The organism is Achromobacter sp. 2789STDY5608621, from assembly GCF_001299375.1.
Classification (GTDB): Bacteria; Pseudomonadota; Gammaproteobacteria; order Burkholderiales; family Burkholderiaceae_B; genus Achromobacter; species Achromobacter insuavis.
Genome location: NZ_CYTU01000007.1, coordinates 1 through 25,653, shown reverse-complemented (window position 1 = coordinate 25,653; position 25,653 = coordinate 1). Strand labels below are relative to the sequence as shown.

22 protein-coding genes are annotated in these 25,653 nt (G+C 69.5%); 9 read left to right on the top strand and 13 right to left on the bottom strand.

All coding sequences use genetic code 11. The features are described 5' to 3' along the window. The first annotated feature begins 170 nt into the window (after positions 1 to 170). The gene (locus AOZ53_RS09945) at positions 171 to 1,019 is read left to right on the top strand and encodes a VOC family protein (RefSeq protein ID WP_054474692.1); all 849 of its coding nucleotides are present in this window, start codon (positions 171 to 173) and stop codon (positions 1,017 to 1,019) included. Between the two features lie 51 nt (positions 1,020 to 1,070). On the opposite strand, the gene dcd is transcribed toward AOZ53_RS09945, so the two are convergent. The 4 genes from dcd to apbC form a co-directional block, all read right to left on the bottom strand. Next, complete coding sequence (gene dcd, locus AOZ53_RS09940; RefSeq protein WP_006226186.1) at positions 1,071 to 1,634, bottom strand: dCTP deaminase; 564 nt, start codon at positions 1,632 to 1,634, stop codon at positions 1,071 to 1,073. A gap of 92 nt (positions 1,635 to 1,726) precedes the next feature. Beyond that, complete coding sequence (locus AOZ53_RS09935; RefSeq protein ID WP_197286472.1) at positions 1,727 to 5,407, bottom strand: translocation/assembly module TamB domain-containing protein; 3,681 nt, start codon at positions 5,405 to 5,407, stop codon at positions 1,727 to 1,729. 56 nt (positions 5,408 to 5,463) lie between these two features. Beyond that, on the bottom strand, positions 5,464 to 7,356 hold the full coding sequence (locus AOZ53_RS09930) for an autotransporter assembly complex protein TamA (RefSeq protein WP_054429008.1): 1,893 nt from the start codon (positions 7,354 to 7,356) through the stop codon (positions 5,464 to 5,466). Positions 7,357 to 7,359: 3 nt separating this feature from the next. Further along, entirely contained in the window at positions 7,360 to 8,448 is a 1,089-nt protein-coding gene (apbC, locus tag AOZ53_RS09925) for an iron-sulfur cluster carrier protein ApbC (RefSeq protein ID WP_054474694.1), read from the bottom strand. 101 nt (positions 8,449 to 8,549) lie between these two features. Here apbC and AOZ53_RS09920 point away from each other — a divergent pair, with 101 nt between their 5' ends. Both AOZ53_RS09920 and metG read left to right on the top strand, forming a co-directional pair. Beyond that, entirely contained in the window at positions 8,550 to 8,825 is a 276-nt protein-coding gene (locus AOZ53_RS09920; RefSeq protein ID WP_006226181.1) for a hypothetical protein, read from the top strand. Positions 8,826 to 9,034: 209 nt separating this feature from the next. Beyond that, complete coding sequence (gene metG / locus AOZ53_RS09915; RefSeq protein ID WP_054429010.1) at positions 9,035 to 11,101, top strand: methionine--tRNA ligase; 2,067 nt, start codon at positions 9,035 to 9,037, stop codon at positions 11,099 to 11,101. Between the two features lie 103 nt (positions 11,102 to 11,204). On the opposite strand, the gene AOZ53_RS09910 is transcribed toward metG, so the two are convergent. The 3 genes from AOZ53_RS09910 to AOZ53_RS09900 form a co-directional block, all read right to left on the bottom strand. Then, complete coding sequence (locus tag AOZ53_RS09910; RefSeq protein WP_054429011.1) at positions 11,205 to 11,942, bottom strand: sulfurtransferase; 738 nt, start codon at positions 11,940 to 11,942, stop codon at positions 11,205 to 11,207. Positions 11,943 to 12,038: 96 nt separating this feature from the next. Beyond that, on the bottom strand, positions 12,039 to 12,833 hold the full coding sequence (locus AOZ53_RS09905; RefSeq protein ID WP_054429012.1) for an META and DUF4377 domain-containing protein: 795 nt from the start codon (positions 12,831 to 12,833) through the stop codon (positions 12,039 to 12,041). Positions 12,834 to 12,923: 90 nt separating this feature from the next. Further along, complete coding sequence (locus AOZ53_RS09900; RefSeq protein ID WP_054487664.1) at positions 12,924 to 13,454, bottom strand: META domain-containing protein; 531 nt, start codon at positions 13,452 to 13,454, stop codon at positions 12,924 to 12,926. Positions 13,455 to 13,714: 260 nt separating this feature from the next. On the opposite strand from AOZ53_RS09900, the gene AOZ53_RS09895 reads away from it, so the two are divergent. Then, positions 13,715 to 14,887: an acyltransferase family protein gene (locus AOZ53_RS09895; protein ID WP_342356478.1), complete on the top strand. Its 1,173-nt coding sequence runs from the start codon at positions 13,715 to 13,717 to the stop codon at positions 14,885 to 14,887. Here the strand turns inward: AOZ53_RS09895 and AOZ53_RS09890 are convergent. Then, positions 14,868 to 15,263, bottom strand: a complete 396-nt coding sequence (locus tag AOZ53_RS09890) for a helix-turn-helix domain-containing protein (RefSeq protein ID WP_082380346.1) — start codon at positions 15,261 to 15,263, stop codon at positions 14,868 to 14,870. The two genes, AOZ53_RS09895 and AOZ53_RS09890, sit on opposite strands and share 20 nt — an antisense overlap. A gap of 676 nt (positions 15,264 to 15,939) precedes the next feature. Between AOZ53_RS09890 and AOZ53_RS09885 the strand changes: the two genes are divergently transcribed. After that, positions 15,940 to 16,755 (top strand): response regulator transcription factor, encoded by an 816-nt coding sequence (locus tag AOZ53_RS09885; RefSeq protein WP_054429016.1) that lies wholly within the window; start codon positions 15,940 to 15,942, stop codon positions 16,753 to 16,755. A 441-nt stretch (positions 16,756 to 17,196) separates the two neighbouring features. Then, complete coding sequence (kch, locus tag AOZ53_RS09880; protein ID WP_369816804.1) at positions 17,197 to 18,396, top strand: voltage-gated potassium channel protein; 1,200 nt, start codon at positions 17,197 to 17,199, stop codon at positions 18,394 to 18,396. 58 nt (positions 18,397 to 18,454) lie between these two features. On the opposite strand, the gene AOZ53_RS09875 is transcribed toward kch, so the two are convergent. The 3 genes from AOZ53_RS09875 to AOZ53_RS09865 form a co-directional block, all read right to left on the bottom strand. Continuing rightward, positions 18,455 to 18,835, bottom strand: coding sequence for a DUF4156 domain-containing protein (locus AOZ53_RS09875; RefSeq protein ID WP_054429017.1), 381 nt, complete (start codon positions 18,833 to 18,835; stop codon positions 18,455 to 18,457). Between the two features lie 88 nt (positions 18,836 to 18,923). Next, positions 18,924 to 19,157, bottom strand: a complete 234-nt coding sequence (locus tag AOZ53_RS09870; RefSeq protein WP_054487660.1) for a helix-turn-helix domain-containing protein — start codon at positions 19,155 to 19,157, stop codon at positions 18,924 to 18,926. Next, positions 19,157 to 19,816 (bottom strand): hypothetical protein, encoded by a 660-nt coding sequence (locus tag AOZ53_RS09865; protein WP_054487659.1) that lies wholly within the window; start codon positions 19,814 to 19,816, stop codon positions 19,157 to 19,159. The genes AOZ53_RS09870 and AOZ53_RS09865 overlap by 1 nt, the downstream gene beginning before the upstream one ends. Positions 19,817 to 19,913: 97 nt before the next feature. Here AOZ53_RS09865 and AOZ53_RS09860 point away from each other — a divergent pair, with 97 nt between their 5' ends. Then, entirely contained in the window at positions 19,914 to 20,147 is a 234-nt protein-coding gene (locus AOZ53_RS09860; protein WP_054487657.1) for a hypothetical protein, read from the top strand. A gap of 6 nt (positions 20,148 to 20,153) precedes the next feature. Here the strand turns inward: AOZ53_RS09860 and AOZ53_RS09855 are convergent, their stop codons facing one another. Further along, on the bottom strand, positions 20,154 to 21,746 hold the full coding sequence (locus AOZ53_RS09855) for an EAL domain-containing protein (RefSeq protein WP_306670187.1): 1,593 nt from the start codon (positions 21,744 to 21,746) through the stop codon (positions 20,154 to 20,156). Between the two features lie 89 nt (positions 21,747 to 21,835). Then, the gene (locus AOZ53_RS09850) at positions 21,836 to 22,438 is read right to left on the bottom strand and encodes a TetR/AcrR family transcriptional regulator (protein WP_054429022.1); all 603 of its coding nucleotides are present in this window, start codon (positions 22,436 to 22,438) and stop codon (positions 21,836 to 21,838) included. Positions 22,439 to 22,667: 229 nt separating this feature from the next. Here AOZ53_RS09850 and AOZ53_RS09845 point away from each other — a divergent pair, with 229 nt between their 5' ends. Beyond that, on the top strand, positions 22,668 to 24,188 hold the full coding sequence (locus AOZ53_RS09845) for a PHA/PHB synthase family protein (RefSeq protein WP_054487655.1): 1,521 nt from the start codon (positions 22,668 to 22,670) through the stop codon (positions 24,186 to 24,188). Positions 24,189 to 24,191: 3 nt separating this feature from the next. Next, positions 24,192 to 25,653: efflux transporter outer membrane subunit (locus tag AOZ53_RS09840; RefSeq protein ID WP_054487653.1), on the top strand; the 1,462-nt coding region annotated here is incomplete at its 3' end.

Genomic DNA, 25,653 nt, shown 5'->3' with positions numbered 1-25,653 from the left:
ATAGGCCTTGCTCACGCTTGCTGAGATGACGTCGCCAAATCGGCAAACACATATGTCATTTTACGGTCGCGCCCCCAGGTTCTTTAGCGCCGCGCAAGCCGCTGGCGCAATCGCAACGCGGCGTGCGCGCCATGCTATGTTCTGCGATCCCCCTCTTGTGGAAAGACCTCATGCGCATCCTGGTCAACATCGACGTGCCCGATCTCGAGGCGGCCATCGATTTCTATGGCCGCGCCTTCGGCCTGGCGCTGCATCGCCGCCTCGGTCCCGGGGCCGCGGAAATGCTGGGCGCGTCGGCGCCGATCTACCTGCTGGAAAAGGCCGCCGGCACGCCCGCCGCGAGCGCCGCGCGGCAACCGCGCGACTACGCCCGCCATTGGACGCCGGTGCATCTGGATGTGGTGGTCGACGACGTCGACAGCGCTGTCGAACGGGCGGTGGCGGCGGGCGCCACGCTGGAGGATCCCCCCGTTTCGCATGACTGGGGCCGCATCGCCCACCTGAGCGATCCGTTCGGCCACGGCATCTGCCTGTTACGGTTTCTCGGCCAGGGCTACGACGCGCTGGCGGCGGGCGCGCTACGCGACGTCCCGGCCACCCCGGCCGATTTCGAGGCCCTGCTGGCCATGCGCATCGAGGCCATGCGCGACAGCCTGGAACGCCTGGGCCGCTTCGATCCCGAGCGGGCCCGCGCCCGCCTGCGCGACACCTTCCGGCCGGATCACACCTGGATCATCGAGCGCGACGGCGCGCGCGTCGGTTTCTACGCGCTGCGTCCCGACGGCAACGGCCTGCGGCTGGATCATCTGTACGTGGTGCCCGCGGCACAAGGGCTGGGGGTGGGCGGCCAGGTGCTGGGCCGCCTGCTGGGGGATGCCGACCGGCGCGGCCTGCCGGTCAGCGTCGGCGCGCTGCGCGGCAGCGACTCGAACCGCTTCTATCGCCGCCACGGCTTCGCGCAGGTGTCGGAAAGCGAGTGGGACATCGAATACCTGCGCCCGGCGCCGGGGCGCCCCTGACAGGCATCGAGGCAAGGCGGGGCGCGCCGGCCGGCGCCCCGCGGCTGGCTATCAGGTGCGCGGCAGCGTGACGCCGCGCTGGCCCTGGTACTTGCCGCCACGGTCGGCGTACGAGGTCTCGCAGACCTCGTCGCTTTCCAGGAACAGCATCTGGGCGCAGCCTTCGCCGGCATAGATCTTGGCCGGCAGCGGCGTGGTGTTCGAGAATTCCAGCGTGACGTGGCCTTCCCATTCGGGTTCCAGCGGCGTCACGTTGACGATGATGCCGCAGCGCGCGTAGGTGCTCTTGCCCAGGCAGATCGTCAGCACGCTGCGCGGAATGCGGAAGTATTCCACCGTGCGGGCCAGCGCGAACGAGTTGGGCGGGATGATGCAGACATCGCCCTTGAAGTCCACGAACGAGCCTTCGTCGAAATTCTTGGGGTCGACGATGGTGGAATTGATGTTCGTGAAGATCTTGAATTCGTCGGCGCAGCGCACGTCGTAGCCGTAGCTGCTGGTGCCGTAGCTGACGATGCGCCCGCCATTGGCCGTGCGGACCTGACCCGCTTCGAAGGGTTCGATCATGCCGGCTTCGGCCTGGCGGCGGATCCAGCGGTCGCTTTTGATGCTCATGGTGGCGAGAGTGCTTGGGGAAATGGAATGGGCGTCATTTTATCCCGAGCGCGCCGCCCCGTCCCCGAACGGGGACGGAACGGCCACGGGCGTCAATCGCCGAAGAAGGTCCGGTAGACCAGCGCGATGCCATTGACCGAGCCGCCCTTCAGGTCCAGCGACAGGCCGCGCGCCAGCCGGTAGCTGGCCCGGCCGACCGTGTCGCTGCCCGCCAGCGCCTGCTCGACGCTGAGGGTGATGCCATTGGCGAACGACTTGCTGGCCACCAGGAACTGCGTCGCCAGCTGGCTGTCGCTGTCGCGGTTGACGTCGCCGGCCACGGTGCGGTCCGGCAGGATGCTGCCCGAGCTGCCCAGGTTGCCGGTGCGCACGCTGACGTCATCCAGCCCGAACTGCTTGTAGAACGGCTGGCCGCCGCCCAGCAGCGCGGTGCCCACCGACAGCAGCAGCGCCGCGTCGCTGCCGCTTTCGTCCGGCCCCCGGCCCAGCAGCAGCCACGACAGTTTCTCGACGTCGCTGACATCCGGGTACGACACCAGGTCGATGCGCGGGCGCTGGGCGGTGCCAACGACCTTCACGCCCGCCTCGACCTGTTCGCCGGTGCGCAGGGCCTCGATGTCCAGCAACGGATTGTCCAGGCGGCCCTGGAAGGTCAGCGTGCCGCGCCGCAGCCGCAGCTTCTGCCCATAGGCCTCGATGCCGCCGCCGCGGGTGCGCAGCGCGCCCACGCCGGTCAGGCGGCCGTCGTTCAGCAGGATCTGGATCGACCCCAGCAGGCCGGCGTCCAGCCCCATGCCGGTGATGTAGAAGCGCGGCCCCATGTCGAACTTCAGGTTCATGCTGGTCTGCAACGGGGTCGACACGGCGCCGGGATCGTCGCCGGCGCGCCGCACCTTGACGTCATCGTCCAGCGAGGGCACGCCCTGCAGGATCTCCAGGCTGAACCAGCCGGCGTCCGCCTTCAGGTCGCCGACGATGTCGATGCGCGGCATCGCGGCGGTCAGGTCGACGGTGCCGGACACCATGGCGTAGCGGTCCGAGCGCTGCAGCGCCGGGAAGCGGTACAGCGTCAGGCGCACGTTGCCGCCGCCGTCGATCAGGTTCCACTGGCCTTTGGCCTCGGCATAGCCGTCCTTGGCCTCGGGATTGGTGGTGATCCATTCCTTGGTGCGCCATTCGGCCGGCATGACCCGCAGCGAGGCCGGGAAGCGCAGGCTGTCCAGCACCAGCCTGTCGCCATCCAGGCGCGCCGACAGCTTGCCCTCGATCAGGCGCACGCCGTCGTCGATGCGCACCACCCGCAGCTTGTCGCCCTGGATCGCGCCGCTGGCGCTCCATTTGCCATTGAGCGTGCCCTGGGCCTCCAGGTTGGCCTTGACCTGGCCGCCGATTTCCATCGAATCGCCGACGAACAGGCCGACCCAGGCCAGGTCGGTGATGTCCGCGTCCAGCTTGGCGCGGATCGGCTGGCGCGGGTCCAGCGCCATGCCGCCCTTGGCGTCGATCGCCAGCACCGCCGTGCCGTTGCCGGCGATCTTGCCCATCTTGTCGGTGGCCAGGTCCAGCCTGGCGTCCAGGCGGCTGGCGTTGGCCGAGGTCGGCGTGGCCGTCAGGTCCAGCACCAGCGCCTTCACCCCCAGCGGCACGGGCGGATCGCCCGGAATCAGCAGATCGCCGTCGCGACGCGCGATGCGGGCGCGGCCGGCCAGCCGGCCGTCGAATTTCAGGTCCCAGGACGCATCCAGCGCGATGCGGCGCTGGCTCTCGGCCACGGTGGCGTTGACGCGCTTCGGGCCCTTGCCCATCTTCGCCGCGGCCTCGGGGTCGACGGCGGCGATCACCTGGCGCGCCATGGCGGCCGTGATCACCAGGTTGTCGGCCTGCCCGGCGGTTTCCCAGCGCTTGGCGTCGCCGCGCGAACCCTTGTGGGCGATCGCCAGTTTTTCCTTACCCGGCAGGGCCACGCCGATCACCGTCTGGCCCACTTGCCACTGCCATTGCGGCGCCACCGCCGCCGGCAGGTATGACAGCGTCACCGGCCGGTCGACCGACACGGTGAAGCCGGCGCTGTCGGCGCTCAGGCGCGAGACCGTGCCGCGCCAGCCGGTCAGGGCGGCATCGGGCTCGCCCGCCGCGCCCTGGCCCCAGCCGCCGGTGAAGGCGATGGCGGCCTGGGCGCGCGATTCGCCCAGCACGCCGGGACGCGGCCTGGCCGGGTTGTAGCCGGCGGTGATTTCGCCCTTGTGGGCGGCGACGGTGCCGCCGAGCTTGCCCTTGAGGTCGGCGCCGCCCGGGATGCCGGGCCAGAACGCGTCCAGCTGCGGCGCCTGCGCGTCCAGCGTCAGCGCGCCGTCGGCGCCGCCGATCTCGCCCTGCGCGCGGACCCGGTTCGGGCCCAGCTTCAGGTCCACGTCCAGGCCGTGGATGCGCAGGCCGGCCAACAGATCGGCGGCGGCCGGAGTGGCCGGGTTGGCGGCGGGCGCGGCGATATCCACCTGCGCCTTGACCGTGCCGGCCAGCACCTGCCTGTTCCAGCGCGCGCCGTCGTCGAAGCGCAGGTCGATCGCGGCCTGGCGCAACTGGCTGAGGTTCTCGAATTCGGCGCTCAATTGCGCATTGGCGCTGACCACGGCCGGCGGCAGCGCGTCGCCGAGCCAGGGCGCCAGATCCAGACGCTGCGCCCCGAGCGTGCCGACGATGCGGTCGCGGCCCGGCTGGCCATCCACCGCCTGCAGGTCCAGGCGCGCCGACAGCGTCGACTGGTCCGGCAGCCGCGCGTCGGCCCGCGCGCTGCGCAGCACCAGCGGCGTGCGCGGCGCCAGGTCGGCCGCCACGTCCACGACCAGGCCGGCCCCGGCGCCATCCAGCTTGGCCTGGATGCTCTCGAGCGAGCCGGCCGCGTCCGCGCGCAGGATCACCTGGCAGACGGGCGCGGGCGGGCCGACGAATACGTTGGCGGCCGTTTCCTTGGCGGCCTCCGGCGAAGTGCCGGCGGGCGCTTTGCCGCTGGCGGCGGCCTTGGCGGCGTCGGCCTTGCCCCTGGCGGCGTCCGGCTTGGCCGCGCCGGCGCGGGGCTTGGGCGCGCCCGACGCCTTGGGCGTCTCGGACGGCGCTTTCGCCGGCGGCGCGAACCTGCCGCTCAGTTGATCGGCCTGGCACAGCGGCGATTCCGGACCGGACCCGCGCGCGGTCACGTCCAGCCGCGCGGCGAACGGCCAGGGGTCGGCCAGCCCCAGCAGTTCGGCCTGCCCGCTCAGTTGGGCCTGGCCGATCTCGTGGCCCACGCGCAGATTGGCGATGCGCAACTGCGCGCCCTGCTGGCCGGCGGCGAACGTGGCGCTCAGGTCGCCCAGTTCGACCGGCAGCGGCTGGCCGTCCTGCAGCAGATGGAATTCGCCCAGCGCCAGCCGGTCCACGGCAATGTCCACCGGCAGCGCCGGCAGGCTGAAGGGTTCTTCAGGCTTGTCATCGGCCGGCGCATCCTCGCCGGCGGTCAGGCCGATCTCGACGTTGCTGGCCGAGAGTTCGCGCACGTGCAGCAGCCGGTTGCCCAGCGCGCGCCAATTCACGTTCAGGCGCAGGTCGCTGATGCCGATGCGGGTGCCGCTGACATTCAGGTCGAGCCGGCCGACCTCCAGCCCGCGCAGGACCGAGCCACGCACCGCCAGCGCCTGGCCGTCCATCTGCTCGGCGGCGGTGGTCAGCAGCAGGCGCGACCCGGTCTGCGAGGCCAGCAGCCAGAACACGAAGCTGCACGCCAGCACGGCCAGCATCGCCAGCCCGGGCAACCACCAGACCAGCACGTGGCGCAGGAAGCGGCGCAGCCCCGTCAAAACGCGATCCCCAGCGAGAAGTGCAGGCGCAGGTCGCGCTCGCGCTGGCCATAGGCCACGTCCAGGAACAGCGGACCGGCCGGCGTGCGCACCCGCGCGCCGACGCCGTAGCCGACCGCCAGCGACATGTCGCCGAACGATTGCGCCGCGTCGCCCGCGTCGACGAACACGCCCATGCCCCAGCGTTCATTGAAGTAGTGGTCGTACTCGATGCTGCCGACCACCAGCGTGGGCGCGCCCACGGTGGCCTTGTCTCGCTGCAGGCCGATGCTCTGGTACTTGTAGCCGCGGATCGAGCGCGCGCCGCCGGTGCGGAAGCCGAAATCGTCCGGCACCTGCACGTTGCCGTTGGCCCAGACGCGGCCGACCTCCCCGCGCACGGTCAGCACGTCCAGCTTGCCGATCGGCCACCACTTCTGGGCGCGGAAACGGGCGCGGGTGTAGGGCTCGCCGGTATCCAGCGTCACGCCCACGCCGCCGCCCAGCGCGATCAGGTTGCCTTCGCGCGGGTCGTACTTGTTGTCCACGTCGCGCCGCAGCCACTCGCCGGTGGCGGTCAGCGTGGGCAGCGAATATTCGTCGCCGCCGTCGATCTTGACGTCATCGTGCGCCAGCAGCAGGCCCCAGCGGGTCTCGTAGGTGACGCGGCTGTCGCCGGCGCCCTTGCGTTCCTGGCTGCGCGTGGCGCCCAGGGCGTAGCGGGTCACCGCCAGGCCCTGGATGTCGGAATGCTGCGCCAGCACCCCGACGGAATCCTTGTAGCCGCGCTCGGTCGGCGGCAGCAGGATATCGGTGTAGACGCGCTGCTGCAGCCGGTCCACGCTGAAACCCGACTCCATCGTCACCGGCTGGCCGAACACCACGTTCTGGCGGTAGAGCGATTCCAGCCGCACGCCCGCCTCGTCATCGACGCCCAGCGACGCCGAGAAACGCTTGGGCGGCGCTTCCACCACCCGCACCTGCACCGGCAGCGTCACCTCGCCGTCGGAATCGTAGGCGGGCGGCGGCGGCGGCATGGCGCCGGACACCACCGGGTCGCCGGCCGGCGCGGCCTCGGCCGGGTTGGCCGCGCCCGGGGCGCGGGCCCGGTCCGACAACGGCTCGGTCGCCTGCGCGTCGCTGCCCGGCTGCCGCAGGGCCACGAAGGCGCCGCGGAAGAAAGCCGTGGATTGCAGGTCCTGCTGCCATTCGTCCAGGCGGTTCTGGTCGTAGGGCGAGCCCGGCGAATAGCGCACGTAGCGGGTGATGAGCTTGGGCGGCACCCGCTCCAGGCCATCGGTGCTGAGTTCGCCCATGCGCACCTGCGGTCCGCTGTCGATGGTGACGCGCAACGCGGCCGAGGCCGTGTCGGCCTGCACATCGGCTTCGGACGCCGTCATGCGGGCCAGCATGAAGTCGCGCACCGAGGTCTCGTCCAGCAGGGCGGACTTGGCCTTGTTCCAGTCGGCGTTGATGAACGGCTGGCCGGGCTTGAGCAGCCAGTCGTCGCGCAGCTTCTGCACGCGCTGCGCGTATTCCGGCCGCGTGATGCGGCCGGTGAAGGTCAGGTCGACCGACGACACCGTGGTGCGCTTGCCCGGCACGATGCCGATGTCCCAGGTTTCGCCGCCGATATCGGTGCCGGCCTCGAGCGTGACGGTGGGGGAGAAATAGCCCTGGGTGGCCAGCGCGGCCAGCGTGGCGTCGCGCGCGCGGCGGCGCAGGCGGTTGATTTCGCCGCCGTCCTGGTCTTCAGCCAGGCGCGCGATGGCGCCCACCGCCTCGGTGATCGCCTGCAGCGCCGCCGGCGGCACGCCGCCGGGATCCACGATGATTTCCGGGCGCTTGGCCACGGCCTCGCCCGCTACTACGCAAAGTCCTGCCAAGAAGGCCCGGGCTGTCCACCGCATGCGTCAGGTCGGCTGCTGCACGACGATGGACGGGAATTTCCCGGCCATGTCCCGGGGCAATGCCGCGACGCCGGCCGCCAGCTTCCTGGCGATGGCGCGGTACAGCCCCGCGGCTTCGCTGCCCGGATCCGCCACCACGGTGGGCGTGCCCGCGTCGGTCTGCTCGCGGATCGCCAGCGTCAGCGGCAGGCTGCCGAGCCACGGGGTTTCATATTGCTGGGCCATGCGCTGGCCGCCGCCCTCGCCGAAGATGTGTTCGGCATGGCCGCATTGCGAGCAGATGTGGATGGCCATGTTCTCGACCACGCCGAGGATCGGCACCTCGACCTTCTGGAACATGCGCAGGCCCTTGCGGGCGTCCAGCAGCGCCACGTCCTGCGGCGTGGTGACGATGACCGCGCCCACCACCGGCACCTTCTGCGCCAGGGTCAGGGCGACGTCGCCGGTGCCCGGCGGCATGTCGACGATCAGGTAGTCGAGGTCGCGCCAATTGGTCTGGCGCAGCAGTTGTTCGAGCGCCTGGGTGACCATCGGGCCGCGCCAGATGGCGGGCGAATCGGCGTCGATCAGGAAACCGATGGAATTGGCCTGCAGGCCGTGGCCGGTGAGCGGCTCCATGCTCTTGTTGTCGAGGCTCTCGGGACGGCCCGATACGCCCAGCATGGTCGGCACGCTGGGGCCGTAGATGTCGGCGTCCAGCAGGCCGACCTTGGCGCCCTCGGCGGCCAGGGCCAGCGCCAGGTTCACGGCCGTGGTGCTCTTGCCCACGCCGCCCTTGCCGGAGGCCACTGCAATAATGTTGCGCACATTGGGCAGCGGCTTCAGGCCCTTCTGCACCGCATGCGCCGCCACCTTCCAGGACACGCTCACCCGGGCCCCGGGCGCGCCAGCGGCGGCCAGCGCCGCCACGGCGATCTCGCTTACCTGATCGCGGACGGCATCGGCCGGATAGCCCAGTTCCAGCGCCACGGCGACGCGGCCGCCGTCGATCTGGATGTCACGATCTTTTACAGATACACCCAGATCCAGGCCGGTATTGGGGTCGTGCGCGGCGCGCAGGGCGGCGCGGATGTGTTCTATCGTTATACTCATGTCACTATGGTTCCGTAGGCAGCGCGGCTTCTGCGGGCCGCCATCCCCTAAAGGATAGCGGATACACGGGAACCTTTCGCTGCGTTTTGCATCCGACCTTCATGACCAATACTCTTATCCGCTTCTTCCGAGCCGTCTTATTCGCCGCCCTGGCCTTGATCGGCATGGCGATGGCGCTGGTCTTCATGCTGTCCACGGCGATCGCCGTGGCGATCCTGTACGTGGTCGCCAAGGTGCGCGGCAAGCCTTTCGGCGTGCGCGCCTACTGGAGCCAGCGCCAGGGCGCCCGTCCGGGTCCGTTCCAGTCCGCCACCGCCCCGTTCGCCACGCAGCCGCGCGGCGACGTGATCGACGTCGAGGCCCGCGAGATCCGCTGAGCGCGGCATCGCCGGCGCCCGCCGCGCCTCGCGGCGGCCGCGCCGCACCTGCTCGGCCGGTTCACCGGCACGCTGTCCCCCAACCCGCCTGGCGCCGCGCGCGCGACCGGCGGGTTGCGTCGTTTCAGGGGGCCGCGTCCGCCCCCTGCGCGCCATTGCCCTAAAATGGCCGGCCAACCCCTTTTTCCCCTCAACCTCTATCGACAACCATGTCTCGCACCCTTTTTGTCACCACTGCGCTGCCCTACGCCAACGGATCTTTCCACATCGGCCACATCATGGAGTACATCCAGGCCGATATCTGGGTTCGTTCGATGCGAATGGCGGGCCACACGGTGCACTTCGTGGGTGCGGACGACGCGCACGGCGCGCCGATCATGCTGAAGGCCGAGAAGGAAGGCATCACGCCGCAGGCCCTGGTGGCGCGCTACGCCGCCGAGCGCCCGCAATACCTGAACGGCTTCCACATCCGCTTCGACCACTGGCACACCACCGACTCGCCCGAGAACGTGGCGCTGTCGCATGACATCTATCGCGCGCTCAAGGCCCAGGGCCTGATCGAGACCCGCTCCATCGAGCAGTTCTACGATCCGGTCAAGGGCATGTTCCTGGCCGACCGCTACATCAAGGGCGAATGCCCCAAGTGCCACGCCAAGGACCAGTACGGCGATTCCTGCGAGGTCTGCGGCGCGGTCTACGCGCCCACCGAGCTGATCAATCCGTATTCCGCCCTGACCGGCGCCACGCCGGTGCTGAAGTCGTCGGACCACTTCTTCTTCAAGCTGTCCGACCCGCGCTGCGTCGAATTCCTGCAGCAATGGACCACCGGCAGCAACGCCAACGGCGGCAAGCACCTGCAGCCCGAAATGCTGGCCAAGACCCGCGAATGGCTGGGCGCCGAGGACGGCGAGGCCAAGCTCGGCGACTGGGACATCTCGCGCGATGCGCCCTATTTCGGCATCGAGATCCCGGACGCGCCGGGCAAGTACTTCTACGTCTGGCTGGACGCGCCGGTGGGCTACCTGGCCTCGCTCAAGTCGTACTGCGCCGTCAAAGGGCTGGACTTCGACGCCCTGCTCGACCCGGCCGGCAGCACCGAGCAGGTCCACTTCATCGGCAAGGACATCGTCTATTTCCACGCGCTGTTCTGGCCCGCGATGCTGAAGTTCGCCGGCCGCAAGACGCCGGACGCGGTCAACGTGCACGGCTTCATCACCGTCAGCGGCGAAAAGATGTCCAAAAGCCGCGGCACCGGCATCTCGCCGCTGCGCTACCTGGAACTCGGCATGAACGCCGAATGGATGCGCTACTACATTGCCGCCAAGCTGAACGCCCGGGTCGAAGACATGGACTTCAACCCCGAGGACTTCATCGCCCGCGTCAACAGCGACCTGGTCGGCAAGTACGTCAACATCGCCAGCCGCGCCGCCAGTTTCATCACCAAGCATTTCGACGGCGCCCTGGCCTATTCGGGCGACACCGCCGCGCTGGCGGCCGAATACGCCGCGCAGGCCGAGTCGATCCGCGCCGCCTTCGAGGCGCGCGAGTACAACCGCGCCATCCGCGAGATCATGGCCTACGCCGACCGCATCAACCAGGCGTTCGACACGGCCCAGCCGTGGGTGCTGGCCAAGGGCATCGCCACCGCCGACGACGCGCAGAAGGCCGCGCTGCAGGACATCTGCTCGCGTTCGCTGGCCGGCTTCAAGGCCCTGTCGGTGATGCTGGCGCCGGTGCTGCCGGCCCTGGCCGAGCGCGTCGCGCGCGAACTGTTCGCCGCCGACGCCGACTTCACCTGGGCCGACGCCGCGGTGCTGCCGCAGCGCGTGGCGCCGTTCAAGCACCTGATGCAGCGCGTCGAGCCGCAGATGCTGGAAGACCTGTTCGAGCCGCCCGCCGCCCCCGCCGTGATCCCCGGCGGCGAGCCGCTGGCCGAGACCATCTCGATCGACGACTTCGCCCGCGTCGACCTGCGCATCGCGCAGATCGTCAACTGCGAGCACGTCGAAGGCTCGACCAAGCTGCTGCGCCTGACGCTGGACGTGGGCGAAGGCCGCCACCGCAACGTCTTCTCGGGCATCAAGTCGGCCTACCAGCCCGAGGACCTGATCGGCAAGCTGACCGTCATGGTCGCCAACCTGGCGCCGCGCAAGATGAAGTTCGGCGTCTCCGAAGGCATGGTGCTGGCCGCCAGCCACGCCGACGAGGCGGTCGACGCCGGCATCTACGTGCTGGAGCCGTTCCCCGGCGCCAAGCCCGGCATGCGCGTGCGCTGATCCTCACAATCGCGCCATGAAAAGCCCGCCGATCGGCGGGCTTTTTCATTGAGGCAGACCTTGACGGCGGTATCGCGCCGGGCGCGCCTGCCGGGGCCCGCGATCAGTCCTGGCTCGGCGCCAGCGCCGGATCGAGCGAGATGCGTTCGTCGAACACGAAGCACTTGCCGTCGAACCCCGGCCCGCCGGTTTCCTCGAAGTACTTGAGGATGCCGCCGTCGAGCTGATAGACGTTGTCGATGCCGGCCTCGTTCATGTAGATCGCGGCCTTCTCGCAGCGGATGCCGCCGGTGCAGAAACTGACCACGGTCTTGCCTTCCAGCTCGGCGCGGTGCGCCTGCACCGCCGCCGGGAACTGCGTGAAGCGGTCGATGCGCCAGTCGATGGCGTCGCGGAACGTGCCTTCGTCGACTTCGAAGGCATTGCGCGTATCCAGCATGACCACCGGACGGCCATTGTCGTCGGCGCCCTGCGCCAGCCAGCGCGCCAGCGTCTTCGCGTCCACACCCGGCGCGCGGCCGGCCTCGGGCCGGATCGTCGGGTGGTCCATGCGGATGATCTCGCGCTTGATCTTCACCAGCAGCTTGCGGAACGGCACCTGCGCGCTGTGGCTGAACTTCACTTCCAGGTCGGCGAAGCGGGCGTCGCCACGCAGATCCCGCAGGAAGGCGTCGATACCGTCTGCCGTGCCCGCCAGGAACAGGTTGATGCCTTCCTCGGCCAGCAGGATGGTGCCCTTCAGGCCGGCCGCCCCGGCCTCGGCCAGCAGCTGGGCGCGCAGCTCGGGCAGCGCCTCCAGCGAGACGAATTTGTAGGCAGCGATATTGACGACGGAAGACATGGCAAAGCGGGGATGGAACGGCGAAGCCCGTAATAGTAATCGCTGGGCCGCGCCGCCCGCTTGCCGCAGGTCAAGCGCGGCCGTGGACGCGACGGCTCAGCGCCGCACGATTTCCTGTTCCACCACCGTATCCAGCACCCAGCGCAGCCCCGAGGCGTCGGCGGGCGGATTGGGATCCCGGACCTCGACCACCCGCAGGCGGTAGCGGATGCCCGGCTGGAAATTGAAGCCGGTGATCTCGCCATACCAGAGCTGCCACGGTTGCGCCGCGCTGTCGCGCACCTGGTAGCACATGGCGCGGCCGGCGCCGGCATTGCACGGCACGCGTTCGGCATTGACGTAGACCAGCTTGGTCGGCCCCACCTGCCCGCCCGCGACGGGGTCGGTGCGGCGGCCGAAATCGAGCGTATCGCCGTTGCTCAGCGCCCAGGTCATGCGCTGCGGATTGTTGGTGTTGTCGAACGAGGTGGCCGTGATGCGCGTCAGCCCGGCCAGGAATTCCTGTTCGAGCTGCATGCTCACGGGCGCGCAGGCCATCATCGTCGCCACCGGGTTGGACTGGATGATCAGCTGGCCGTTGGCCACCGTGTAGGGCGCGCTGTAGGTGTTGCAGCCGGCGAAGCCCGTGGCGCGCGTGGCGCCCTGGTCATGGATGAAGCCGATGGTGAGCGGGCGCGACCCCGAGGACGGGTGCGGGATCGAGCGCAGCGCGCCGCCCGGACGGGTCCAGCGCGCCAGGTCCCAGCTGGTCTGCGCCAGCACGTCCGACGCCGCGGCCGGCTGGAAGCGGGGATCGCGCCCGTCCGCGGTGCGCGGCGGGGATGCGCAGGCCGCCAACGTCAACGCCAGGGCGCACGGCGCGATCCAGCGCCAGGAAGTGGACAAGGCCATGGAACTCTCCCGCAAGAAACAAAGACGGCCCGCCGCCGGCACGCTTGCCGGGGGGCTCGGGCAGCGCCCATTGTAAGCGCGGCGCGACGCTCAGGGCGTGGGCGGATCCTGGCGGCGCTCGAACTCCAGCACGTCGCCGCCGCGCAGGTTGAAGGTCAGGTGGCGCGGCGCGCCACCGCTGTCCAGCGTGAACGTGTCGATCGCGGTCAGGCCGCGCAGATAGTCGTTTTCCAGCTCGGCGCGCGGGGCCGGCACGCAGGCCATGCGGGTGGAGGCGGGCGCGTCGATGGACAGCTTGCCGGCCTGCAATTTGTACGTGCCCTTGTATTCATTGCAGCCGGAAAAGCCCTCGGCGCGGTACAGCTTGCCCTGCGCCAGGAAGGTCAGGCGGATCGGCTCGCCGTTGTCGCCATGCGGAATGTCGCGCAAGGCGCCGCCAGCGCGTGTCCAGCGCACCAGTTCCCAGCTGGTCTGGGCCAGCGAGTCGGCGCTGCTGGCGGCGTTGGCGGCCGCGGCGCCCTGGGCGCGCGCGCCCCCGGTCGACCCGGCGCAGCCGGCCAGCGCCACGGCCAGCACCCCGATGCCAAGCAGGCGGCAACGCGAAGACAGGGAAGTAAACATGGACAGCACTCCTGAAAAGACACACCCCCGACTGTAACCGCCATGGGACCCGCACGTCCCGTGCCTCCCCCCGACAGCCGAATCCGAAAGCTGCACGCCGCCCCGTATGCGTTACGCCGGGCGCAGGGGGGCCTGCATCGAATGCCGCATGGCGGCGCGCCCGCGCCACGCGCAGAATCGACTGACCCCTTCCGCCCCGCCGGCGCAGACCGGCCGTGGAACCGGGCAGATCCATCCTTTCCGGAGACACGGCGATGGGCATGCTGAGAACTTTGCTGGCGCTGTCCGTCGTGCTGGATCACCTGGGCGGCGGCACGACCGACTGGCTGGTGGGCGGACGCCTGGCGGTGCAGCTTTTCTACGTGATCTCGGGTTTCCTGATCTCCTATGTGCTGACGGCCACCGACCACTACCGCGGCGCGCCCGGCAGGTTCTACGCCAACCGCGCGCTGCGCCTGTACCCGGTCTACCTGGCCGTGGCCGCGCTGACGCTGCTGGCCTACATCGGCGGCGGCGCCGCGTTCTGGCGCGTCTACGACGGCCTGCCGCTGGCCGCCACGCTGTTCCTGGCGCTGTCGAACCTGCTGATCTTGGGGCAGGACTGGCTGATGTTCTTCGGCATCGACCAGGGCGCGCTGGCCTTCACTGGCAGCTTCGCGCGCAGCGACGTGCCGCTGTACCAGGGCCTGCTGGTGCCGCAGGCCTGGACGCTGGGCGTCGAAATGAGTTTCTACCTGATCGCTCCCTTCGTGCTGCATTCGCCGCGGCGCCTGCTGGTCCTGCTGGCGGCATCGCTGGCGCTGCGCGCGGTGCTGATCGCCAGCGGCATCGGCCTGAGCGATCCCTGGACCTACCGCTTCTTCCCCACCGAACTGGCGCTGTTCCTGGCGGGATCCCTGTCGCACCAGGTGCTGCTGCCGCGTTGGCAGGCATGGAGCCGGCGCGCCGCCTGGCTGCCCGAACTGGGCACCGGCCTGCTGGCGCTGTACGTGCTGGTCCATTTTTCCATCGGCCTGCCGCACACGCTGCGCGACGGCCTGGCGGTGCTGCTGTTCGCGGCGCTGCTGCCGCTGGCCTTCCTGTTCCAGTCGCGCCACCGGCTGGACAAGATCATCGGCGAGCTGAGCTACCCGATCTACATCTGCCACGCGCTGGTCATCCTGTTCTTCGGCTGGCTGCTCGACGGCACCCAGCTGCGCCAGCCGGCCATGTTCACGGCCCTGGTGGTGGCGGGCTGTATCGGCTTTGCCGCGTTGCTCAACAGCCTGATCGCCGATCCGGTGGAACGCCTGCGCCGGCGCCTGCGCGCGGCCCCGCCGCCGGCGGACACGGACACGGGCACGGCGGCCGCGCCCGATGCGTCGCGCAGGAAGGCGCCGCGGCAACGAGCCGCCGCATCCGCCGCCGTGGGGACTATTCGCCGCGCGCCTTGATGTAGGCCGCCAGCACCTGTTCGATCTGGCGCTTTTCCTGTTGGCTCAGGCGCGCATAGGTGGCGTACGACACCGTTTCGAACGGCCAGGGCGGCTGCTCGGGACGGTCGCTCGCGTTCGTGGCAGGCTCGGCATAAGCGGGGTTGAGCATCGGCCCTTCGCCGGTGCTGAGCCACATGGGATTGACCCGCAGTGCCCGGGTCAGCTTGATGAGCGCGTCGCTGGAAGGCTGCAGACGTTGGCCGCTCTCATAGTTGCCGATAGCGCTTTGCGACAGGTTGCTCGCGACTGCCAAGTCTTTCTGTGTCCATCCCTGAAGCATTCTTGCATTGCGCAGACGATGGCTAAACGTGTCCAATCGATCAACCTGAGACATTAATATGAATTTATTTATTTGATTAAAACATCTCAATACTGCCGCCAAATAAACGGATTACACCCCAATTCCGGGGCTAATCCGTAAATCGCGGGCCCGCTCCGGCCCGTGTCGGCACGCCGTCCCCGGCCAGCGCCGGGAGCTGCGGGGAATCGAAAAAACCCCTTGCTATCATCGGCTTGCGTCCATGCGCCTGGACCGGCCCCGCCTCCCTCCTCCAAGGTCCGCAAGCGCCAGGCCGGGCATTAAGGCCGGCCCGAGTTTATGGGCATTCGGCGATTAAAAATAGAAAATAATGTATCGGTAATACTTAATATTTTATTGTCGCAACTGCATAAACAAACAGTGTTTCAAGCGCTTCGGACGGATATGCGCCGAAGCCCGTGTTACCAGCAGAAACTACAGAAACGTATCTTCACAAAAAAACACGCCCGTGTTTAAATGAAACACGGGCGTGACTTCCATGCGGAATCGGATCATCGGCGGCCAGAGCGCAACGCGCTTGCGCCAGGCGCCGTCCCAGACCCCGACCGTAGCCTCAGCGGGCCGTGGCCCCGGCACGGATCAACAGTTCAGACCTTCGCCCGCCACCAGACAACATCGCCAGATGCCGCCACATCATGGCGCAGCAGAGGGAGAGGGGCATGACACGCAACGCAGGCGCAGGCGGGCATCCATGAACAATACGCTGGATGTCATCTTTCTCGGCCTGGAGGACGCCAGGCACGCCCGGCTGGTCGAAGCCCTGTCCCACCTCGGATTCAGCGTGCGCCGCTGCCATGACCTGGCCGACGTCTACGACCGCTATTCCCGCCGCCCCAGCCCGTTGGTCATCCTGGAAGCGCCGCTGCCCGACATCCACAATGCCGCGGTGCGGCTGCGCGCCATCGATCGCGGCCTGGGCATCGTCGCCATCGCGCCTTTCGGCAATGAAGAGAACCGCATCCGCACTCTGCTCTGTGGCGCCGATGCCTGCCTGCCGCCCGATGTCACCGGGCTGGAGCTGGCGGCCGTGCTGCAGGCGCTGGTGCGGCGCGCGGTGGGCCTGGACATGTCCGACCAGATGGCCGACGGCGCGGCCGACGAGCCGCAGCAGGAAGCCTGGCGGCTGGTCAACAAGGGCTGGACGCTGATCAGCCCGAGAGGCTACAGCCTCGGCCTGACCACGGGAGAGCGCGATTTCCTGACCCGGCTGGTGAACGCGCCGGACCGCAAGGTCAGCCGCGATGCGTTCTACCCGGACGGCGCCGAGGACGCCGACGGCGCCATCACGCGGCGCCGCTTCGTCGACGTGATGATCAGCCGGCTGCGGCGCAAGGCAGCCGCCCATCACATGACGCTGCCGATCCGCGCCGTGCATGGCTGGGGCTATATGTTCGCGGCGGACATCACGCTGGAACTGGAACCGCGGGAGGGGGGAGAGGAAGGTCGTCCGGAAGGACAGGGAGACTGGCGCCGCTATACGCTGGATGCGAACGCGCCCTCTTACTGATACGCTACGGGCCAGGAGGCTGGCGCCAGGCGAAAAAAACGCGGCGCTGCCCCGAAGGTAAGACGCCGCGCTAAAACAACACGTGAGCCTGGAGTCATCAGCCGGCACTGATGCCTTCTACCTAGATCACGCGATTCCAACATTCGTGCCTCGTACAACTCACGCACGGGCTAGCCGTGAGCCCGGTTGGGGTCTCTAGTCCCCGCCCAAGCTGCAGCGTGATTAACGCCCGGGGATTTCGTCCGCCCTAGCAGCTGGCGGGCTTGTCGCCCGTATCAGCGGCGTTCCTTTCGGATAGCCGCGTGATGAAGGAAGTTTAGGACGTCGGCCGCAATTCAAGTAATTCTTTGTTGATAGCCTTCTATACATATTGGATATAGCAAGCCATGCATGGGGGCCGATAGAATGCTGCCAAAGGACGCCCCCGCCATGCCCTCTCTGCTGACCCGCGCCGCGCGCCGATTGCGCCGCACCATCGCCCTCGTTCCGCCCAACTGGTGCCTCGCCATCCTGGTGGCGCTGGATGGGTATGCCTTCATGCATCCGGTGCTGCGCGAAGTGCGCGCCCGCGAGTATTCCTTCTGGCTCGCGCTCGACAACTGGCATGACGTGATGCAGGTGGTCGGCCTGCTGGAGATCCCGCGGCTGGTGCTGGGCGTGGGCCTGCAGATCATCGCGCTCGGGCTGATCCTGAAGGCGCGCATCGCCTGGGCCTTCTCGCTGGTGCTGCTGATCGGTATCGGCACCTTCGCCATCCTGGGCGACGGCGGACGCGCCGGGCTGGGCATCTATACCCTGGTGCTGGTGGTCGCACTGATCGCGTACTGGCGCCGCTTCGACCGCGCCAGCGTCACCGCGGGCTCGCTGTTCGCGCTGGTCAGCATCGTATCGCTGTTGATCTACGCGGTCTTCGGCACGCTCTACCTGGGCGATGAATTCAATCCGCCGATCAAGGACGCGGCGACCGCGCTGTATTTCTCGATCGTCTCGATGTCGACGGTGGGCTATGGCGACATCACGCCGCACAGCAACGCGGCGCGGCTGTTCACCGCGTCGATTATCATCCTTGGCATCACCGTCTTCGCCACCTCCATCAGCGCGATCGCCGGCCCGGTGATCGGCGGCAACCTGAAACGGCTGGTCAAGGGCCGGTTTTCCAACGCCATGAGAAAGAACCACATCATCATCGCCGGCGCCACGCCCCTGGCCATGAGCGTCTACGACGGCCTGCGCCGCCGGGGCGACGAGGTCACGGTCATCGTGCCGGCCGGCGTGCCGCAGGAATACCCGGCCGCCACCGACCTGATCGAGGGCGATCCGTCCAGCGTCGAGGTGCTGCGCAGCGCGGGCGTGGCCCGCGCGCGCTATGTGCTGGCGCTGCGCGAGGACGACGCCGAGAACGCCTTCATCGTGCTGGCCGCCAAGGAGGCCACCGGCGACGACGGCGCCAAGACGGTGGCGCTGGTCAACACCAGCAAGCACCTGGAGAAGATCCGCCGGGTGCAGCCGGACCTGGTGTTCTCGGTGCAATTGCTCGGCGCCGAACTGCTGACCCGCGCCATCAACGGCGAGCCGCTGGACAGCCAGTCGATCACCGAGCTGTTCTTCGCCAAGGCCACGCCGCAGACCAAGGCCGGCTGAGGCCGCCCGCCGCGGCGATGGCGCGGTTGCTGGCCGCGCCAGCCCCTTCCCCTACGCGCTAGCCGCAACGATAGACGTTGCCCGACAGCGTGACGTTGGTCTGTTCCTGGTGGTCCTTGCCGCCCGTCTGCCCGGCGCGCTGCGTCAGCAGGTAGACCACATTCCCCCCCAGCGCCGCGGCGCGGTTCTTCAGGTCATTGCGCGCGCCCGTCTCCAGGTCGGCGTTGGAGGTGATCGCTCCCGCCAGGAAGTTGCCCTGGCTGCCGGTGACATCGCCCAGGAACGCACAGTCCTTGCCGGGCTCGTTATGGGTGATGCGCACGTTGGCGGCGGCGCCGGGCGCCAGCGCGGTGGGCGCGCAGGCGGCCAATGGCACGGCGCAGGCCAGCAGGGAAACGACGCGCGGCGCGGCGCGGGCAATCGCAAACAGGACAGGCATGACGACAGGCATCCATCAAAGGGACGTGGGGAATCCTGCGCGCGGGTGGCCCCCGCGCGCCGGGCGGTGAAAAATCGGGAGGGTCCGGTCAGTCGGCGCCGACGTCGTCCGGCGGCGCGCCGGGCTGGTACTCGAGCAGGTCGCCAGGCTGGCATTGCAGCACTTCGCAGATGCGTTCCAGCGTGTCGAAGCGCATGCCCTTGACCTTGCCCGACTTGAGCAACGACAGGTTCGGCTCGGTGATGCCGATCTCCTGGGCCAGCTGGCGCGCCTTCATCTTGCGCTGCGCCAGCATCACATCCAGCCTTACGACGATGGCCATCAGATGAATCCCCGGTTCTCTTCGGCGACATGGGCCGCCTCTTCCATGGCCCAGGCCAGCGAGAACAGCAGACCGCCCAGCAGGGCCAGCAGGATGTCGCTGACGTCGATGTCGATCAGCATGTGCCGCCCGCCCGGCCCGTTGGCCAGCGTCAGGGCCAGCACCAGCACGGTCTTCAACACCGGCACCGCCACGCTGAAGGCCGTGACCAGCGCGGCGATGCCGCGCAGGCGGCGCGCGGTGGCGACGGTGAGCACGTCGCCGCGACCGAAGTCGGTGAACATGGCGTAGGCATGCGCGATGCCCCGCAGCGCCAGGCCGGCGAGCACGCCGAACAGCGCGAAGCCCAGCACGCGGTAGCCGAAGCCCAGTTGCAGGCGCGGCGCGTTCAACGTCGGCGACAGGCTGATGCGCAGGGTCTCGCCATCGGTCGGCGTGGGCGACGGCGTCACGCCCAGGAACGAATAGATGCCGCGAGCCAGCACCGCCTCGGACGTGAAGAACCACATGCCGATCATCGCGGCGACCAGCAGCACCGCCGCGGCGATGAGCAGGCCGCGCATCCAGCGGGACAGGCCGCGAATGCGTTCAAGCCGGTTGCGGGCCTGCCTGGCAGGGGCCTTCTGCTGGGCGGTAGGGGGTGTCAGCGCTGCAGCCACGGGGGTCTCCAGAACACGTTGCGAGGGTCATAAAGTTGCTGTAGTGTAGCAACAAATTATCGTAAAACAATAATTTTTTTATCCCAAGAGGTAAATCATGCGGCTTGCCCTCGCGCTCGCCTCGCTACTCGTCGCGCTGCTGCTTGCCTCGCTGGCCCTGCCGGATGCCTGCGGCGACTGTGCGCCGGCGTCGGCCTGCCGCGGCGACGACGACGCGCAGTCGCCGCGCGTCGCCGCCGTCTGGTCGCTGAGCCATCGCTTTTCGCTGTTGAACCTGCCGCGCCTGTCGTTCCCGTCGCCGCGCGAGGCGCCCCGCATCTGCTGGAGCTAGCGCGCGTCACGCGGGTTCCGGCGCGCCCGCATCCGCCACCGGCGGCCGCGCCGCGTTCTCGGCGTACCAGCGGACAAAGTCGGCCGAACGCATCGGCCTCGCGAACAGGTAGCCCTGGATGAAGGCCACGCCGCGCGCCGTCAGGTAGGTGAACTGCTCCGGCATCTCGACGCCCTCGGCCACCACGGCCAGGCCCAGCCGGTGCGACAGCGTGATGATCACGTCGAGCACGGGCGTTTCCTCGCCGCCGGGCTCGATGGCCTGCACGAACCCCTTGTCGATCTTGAGATAGTCGACCGGGAATTTCTGCAGGTACGACAGCGAACAATGCCCCGTGCCGAAATCGTCGATGGCCACGAACACGCCCTGTTCGCGCAGCGTGTCGATGTTCCTGCGGGCCTGGCCGCTGTCCGAGATCAGGCTGCGCTCGGTGATCTCCAGCACCATCAGCGACGGCCGGATGGCGCTCCGGAAGGCCTGCACGTCCTCCACCAGCGCGGGGCAGGACAGGTGTTCCGGCGCCACGTTCACGGCGATGTGGAAATCCGGCGGCGTGGCCCAGCCCTGCATGTCGCGCTGGATCAGCTTGAGCAGGTGCTGCGTCAGCGGCACGATCATGTTGTCGGCCTCTGCCGCCGCGATGAAGATGTCCGGCCGCACCGGGCCCACGCCCGGCCGGGTCCAGCGCATCAACGCCTCGACGCCTTCGCAGCGGCCGGTGCGGTTGCCGTACACCGGCTGGTATTCGACGTGGAATTCGTCGGCCGCCATCGCGCGGCGCAGTTGTTCCTTGAACGATTGCCGGCTCACCTGCAGGCGATAGGCGCCGAACGCCAGCAACGCGCCGCACAGCAGGGCCACCGGCAGATATCCCACCAGCAATTGCTGCCAGGCGCGCACCACCGCCTCGGGCGGCGCCATCACGCGGATGGCGAGATCGCCGCGCCCGGCGACCGAATGCGTCGATCCGGCCATCTGCTCGAGCCCCGCCGCCGACCAGCCATCGTTGTGGATCGGCGCGCCATTGCCCAGCCTGACCTCCACTTGATAAGCGCCCAGCGACGAGACCGCGTTGAGCACGTCCTGCACATAGCGGCCGTCCACCACCACCACGCCGCCGCGGCCGTCGCCGCCGGCCATGCCCAGCAACAGGGCCGGCCGGTCCGGCGCCAGCGGCGTGCCGGCCACGCTGGTGAACCATTGCGTCGGCGGCGTGCCGACGGGCCAGCGATGGAACACGCCGGAGTCGTAGTCCACCTCGCCCAGCGCGGACGAACAGTAGATGTGCGTGCGCTCGACCAGCAGCAGGGAACGGAAATAGGGATTGAGCGTGCCCCAGCGGTACAAGTCGGGACGCGCCTCCTCGCAGGATCTGGCCGCCAGGTCGGTGACCCGCGGCAGGATGTCCAGCGCGCGCGCCAGTATCTGCTCGGTCTGGACCCGCACGATCTGGGCCGCCGTGGCCGCGTCGGCGCGTTCGCTGCGCTGCGCGTGCAGCCAGGTCCAGGCGACGCAGGCGAGCACGGGCAACACCAGGGCCAGGGCCACGGGGAAATAGCGCCAGGACGGCACGCGAACCGTCATTCCGGAGGTAGGCACATGGTCCTCGCAGCTTCAGTCGTTGGGGAGTTACGCAAGGATACAGGGCGGCGCGGCGCCGCGCATCCGGCCGGTCACCCGGACCGCCACTACAGCAACCCACAGATCAGCGCCACGTGGGCCTCGCGCCGTTCCGGCAGGTTCAGGCGCTCGTCCGGCCCCAGCAGGATCGCCATGAAGATGGCGTGGACCACCGGCGACAGCAGCAGCCACGGATGGCGCAGCGCGGCGCCGTCGCCGCACAGGCCGCGCTCGCGCGCCAGTTGCAGCAGGTGGGCGATATCGGCCTGGTGGGCGTCGGCGGTGTCCTGGCGCCAGCGCCGCGCCAGGTGCGGCACGCGGCCGCTTTCGGCCAGCAGCAGGCGCATGGCGGTGATCATGGCCGGATTGGCCAGGCTGGCGTGCAGGTGGTTGACGAGGCGTTCGGCCAGGTGCCGGGGCGTGGCCGAGCCCTCGACCAGGGCGCGGGCGTCCAGCCGGGGCGGACTCAGGTAGCGCGCCAGCAGCGCCTCGAACACCTCTTCCTTGCTGGCGAAATGCGCGTACAGGCCGCCCTTGGACAGGCCGGCGCGGGCGGCGATGTCGTCCATCCGGGCGCCGGCATAGCCGGCGGCCGAGAATTCCTGCAGCGCGGCGTCGAGGATCTGCCCGACGCGCACGGTTGGGGGGAGACGCTGACGTTGCGTGCTCATCACCACTGCTCCCTGTGCGAATTGGCGCGCGGTGTCGCCACCGGCCAACGCATCCATTAAAAACCGACCAGTCAGTCGCTAACTTGATTTTGATCAAGGATTGCGCAGGACGACGGCGGCACAATGGTTACGAGGTCGGATCTGTCCGACGCCGAGCCACAAGCCCGGTTGCGCGACGATCCGCCCCCCACCCGCGGCACTCCCGCCGCCTGTGCGCCTCGGAGCCATCATGCCGAACAAGCCCCCGCCAGTCCCCCAGCAGGTTGCGGCGCACGCAGGCCGGTTCGATGACGACGCCTGGCGGCAGTGGCCCTATGCGCTGTGGTCGCAGGGCTTTCTGCAGGCCCAGCGCGGCTGGGACGCGTTTGCCCGCGCCCTGCCCCTGGCCGATGACCATCAACGCGCGCTGGCGGCCTTCGCGGCGCGCCAGTGGCTGGAGCCGCTGGCCCCCGACAATATTCCCTGCGCCAATCCGCTAGTGCTGCGCCAGACCGTCCGCGAGGGCGGGGCCAATCTGCTGCGCGGCGCGCGCCATGCCTGGGAGGACGGCCTGCGCCAGCTGGGCGGCCTGCCGCCGGCCGACGCCGAACATTTCCGCCCCGGCCACGAAGTGGCGACGACGCCCGGCCAGGTGGTGCTGCGCAACCCGCTGGCCGAGCTGATCCAGTACCGCCCCACGACCGCCCGCACCCGGCCCGAGCCGATCTTCATCGTGCCGGCCTGGATCATGAAGTACTACATCCTGGACCTGTCGCCCCACAATTCGCTGATCGCCTATCTGGTCGGCCAGGGCTACACGGTGTTCTGCGTGTCCTGGAAGAACCCCACGGCGGCCGAGCGCGACCTGGGCATGGACGACTATCTGCGCCTGGGCGTGCGCGAGCCGCTGGCGGCGATCGAGGCGATCGTCCCCGGCGCGGCCGTGCATGCGATGGGCTACTGCCTGGGCGGCACGCTGCTGGCGATGGCCGCCAGCGCCATGGCGCGCGACGGCGACCGGCGCCTGGCCAGCCTGACGCTGCTGGCGGCGCAGACCGATTTCAGCGAACCCGGCGAACTGGGGCTGTTCATCGACCCGTTCCAGGTCGCGCTGCTGGAAGCGCAGATGGCGGCGCTGGGCTACTTCCCGGCGCAGCAGATGAGCGGCGCGTTCCAGCTGCTGCGCTCGCAGCAGCTGGTGTGGTCGCGCATGACCTCGGAATACCTGCTGGGCCAGCGCCGCCCCATGACCGACCTGCAGGCCTGGAACGCCGACGCCACCCGCATGCCGGCGCGCATGCATGGCGAATACCTGCGCCGCCTGTTCCTGGACAACGACCTGGCCGCGGGCCGCTACCCGGTGGAGGGCCGCGCGGTGCAGCTGCGCGACCTGACCCTGCCGACGTTCTGCGTCGGCACCGAGACCGACCACGTGGCGCCATGGCGTTCGGTCTACAAGCTGCACGACCTGTCGCCCGCGCCGCTGACCTTCGTGCTGACCAGCGGCGGCCACAACGCCGGCATCGTCAGTGAACCCGGCCATCCGCGCCGGCGTTTCCGCAGCCTGCTGCGGCCGGCCGGCGACGCGGCGCTCGCGCCCGACGACTGGCTGGCGGCGGCGACCGCGCACGCGGGCTCCTGGTGGCCGCATTGGCGCGCCTGGCTCGATGCGCTGTCCGGCCCGCCCGCCAGGCCGCCCGCACTGGGCGCCGCGCGCAAGGGCTATCCCCCGCTGGGCGAAGCGCCCGGCGTCTACGTAATGGAGAAATGAGTCATGACCCGCCGTCCCCTTCCGCCCTGGCGCGCCGCCCGATTGGCGCCGGCCGTCCTGGCCGTGCTGCTGGCGCAGGGTTGCGTGTCCATGGCCCCGCCCTATGCGCGTCCCGACCTGCCGGTGGCCGCCGCCTACCCGGAGCAGGCCGGCGCCGACACCGCCACGCGCGACGCGGCCCGCATCGGCTGGCGCGACTACTTCGCCGACCCGGTGCTGCAGGGTCTCATCACCGACGCGCTGGCGTACAACCGCGACCTGCGCACGGCGCTCTTGCGGGTCGAGGAAGCGCGCGCGCTCTACGGCATCCAGCGCGCCGACCAGTTCCCCACCCTTGGCGCGCAGGCCGACGGCACCCGCGGCCGCACCCCCGGCGACCTGAACCTGACCGGCCAGCCGCAAGTGGCCAGCCAATACCAGGTAGGCCTGGGCATGGCGACCTGGGAACTCGATTTCTGGGGCCGCGTGCGCAGCCTGAAGGACGCCGCGCTGGAAAACTACCTGGCGTCCGACGCCGCCGCCGAGGCCGCCACGCTGAGCCTGGTGGCGCAGGTGGCCGACGGCTACCTGTCGCTGCGCGAACTGGACGAACGCCTGGCGCTGACGCGCGAGACCATCGCCTCGCGCGAGGAATCGCTGCGCATCTTCCGCCGCCGCTACGAAGTCGGTTCGATCTCGAAGCTGGACCTGACCCAGGTCGAGACCCTGTGGCAGCAGGCCCGGGCGCTCGGCGCCGATCTGGAGCGCGAACGCGCCACCCAGGCCCACGCGCTGGAGCTGCTGACCGGCAAGCCGCTGGCGCTGCCGCTGCCGCAAGCCGGCCTGGATGACGACAGCGTGATGCGCGACCTGCCCGCCGGCCTGCCCTCGGACCTGCTGGCGAACCGCCCCGACATCGTCGCGGCCGAACACCAGCTGCGCGCGGCCAATGCCAACATCGGCGCGGCCCGCGCCGCCTTCTTCCCGCGCATCACGCTGACCGGCGCCTTCGGCACCGCCAGCGCCGAACTGGACGGCCTGTTCGGCAGCGGCAGCCGCGCCTGGAATTTCGCGCCCAGCATCGACCTGCCGATCTTCGACGCCGGCCGCCGCGGCGCCAACCTGGACCTGGCCGAAGTGCGCCGCGACCAGGCCGTGGCCGGCTACGAACGCGCCATCCAGAGCGCGTTCAAGGATGTCGCCGACGCGCTGTCGGCGCGCCGCTGGCTGGCCGAACAGGTGCAGGTGCTGCGCGCCACCGTCGCCGCGCAGGCCGAGCGCGCGCGCCTGGCCAAGCTGCGCTACGACCATGGCGCCTCGCCCTACCTGGAAGTGCTGGACGCCCAACGCGACCTGCTGGCGGCCCAGCAGACGCTGGTGCAGACGCGCCGCGCGCTGCTGTCGGCCCGGGTCGGCCTGTACGCCGCGCTGGGCGGCGGCACGCAGGCGCCCCCCGCCCCCCAGGCTGCCGCCCCCGCCGCCCCGA

Excerpts from the sequence above, each read along its gene's own strand:
- AOZ53_RS09945 (WP_054474692.1), top strand. The coding sequence starts at position 171 with ATGCGCATCCTGGTCAACATCGACGTGCCCGATCTCGAGGCGGCCATC.
- AOZ53_RS09870 (WP_054487660.1), bottom strand. The coding sequence starts at position 19,157 with ATGGCCATCGTCGTAAGGCTGGATGTGATGCTGGCGCAGCGCAAGATG.
- AOZ53_RS09850 (WP_054429022.1), bottom strand. The coding sequence starts at position 22,438 with ATGAGCACGCAACGTCAGCGTCTCCCCCCAACCGTGCGCGTCGGGCAG.
- metG (WP_054429010.1), top strand. The coding sequence starts at position 9,035 with ATGTCTCGCACCCTTTTTGTCACCACTGCGCTGCCCTACGCCAACGGA.
- AOZ53_RS09875 (WP_054429017.1), bottom strand. The coding sequence starts at position 18,835 with ATGCCTGTCCTGTTTGCGATTGCCCGCGCCGCGCCGCGCGTCGTTTCC.
- AOZ53_RS09930 (WP_054429008.1), bottom strand. The coding sequence starts at position 7,356 with ATGCGGTGGACAGCCCGGGCCTTCTTGGCAGGACTTTGCGTAGTAGCG.
- dcd (WP_006226186.1), bottom strand. The coding sequence starts at position 1,634 with ATGAGCATCAAAAGCGACCGCTGGATCCGCCGCCAGGCCGAAGCCGGC.
- AOZ53_RS09900 (WP_054487664.1), bottom strand. The coding sequence starts at position 13,454 with ATGTTTACTTCCCTGTCTTCGCGTTGCCGCCTGCTTGGCATCGGGGTG.
- AOZ53_RS09860 (WP_054487657.1), top strand. The coding sequence starts at position 19,914 with ATGCGGCTTGCCCTCGCGCTCGCCTCGCTACTCGTCGCGCTGCTGCTT.
- AOZ53_RS09935 (WP_197286472.1), bottom strand. The coding sequence starts at position 5,407 with ATGCTGGCCGTGCTGGCGTGCAGCTTCGTGTTCTGGCTGCTGGCCTCG.
- AOZ53_RS09890 (WP_082380346.1), bottom strand. The coding sequence starts at position 15,263 with ATGTCTCAGGTTGATCGATTGGACACGTTTAGCCATCGTCTGCGCAAT.
- AOZ53_RS09910 (WP_054429011.1), bottom strand. The coding sequence starts at position 11,942 with ATGTCTTCCGTCGTCAATATCGCTGCCTACAAATTCGTCTCGCTGGAG.
- AOZ53_RS09905 (WP_054429012.1), bottom strand. The coding sequence starts at position 12,833 with ATGGCCTTGTCCACTTCCTGGCGCTGGATCGCGCCGTGCGCCCTGGCG.
- AOZ53_RS09895 (WP_342356478.1), top strand. The coding sequence starts at position 13,715 with ATGCTGAGAACTTTGCTGGCGCTGTCCGTCGTGCTGGATCACCTGGGC.
- AOZ53_RS09845 (WP_054487655.1), top strand. The coding sequence starts at position 22,668 with ATGCCGAACAAGCCCCCGCCAGTCCCCCAGCAGGTTGCGGCGCACGCA.
- AOZ53_RS09885 (WP_054429016.1), top strand. The coding sequence starts at position 15,940 with ATGAACAATACGCTGGATGTCATCTTTCTCGGCCTGGAGGACGCCAGG.
- apbC (WP_054474694.1), bottom strand. The coding sequence starts at position 8,448 with ATGAGTATAACGATAGAACACATCCGCGCCGCCCTGCGCGCCGCGCAC.
- AOZ53_RS09920 (WP_006226181.1), top strand. The coding sequence starts at position 8,550 with ATGACCAATACTCTTATCCGCTTCTTCCGAGCCGTCTTATTCGCCGCC.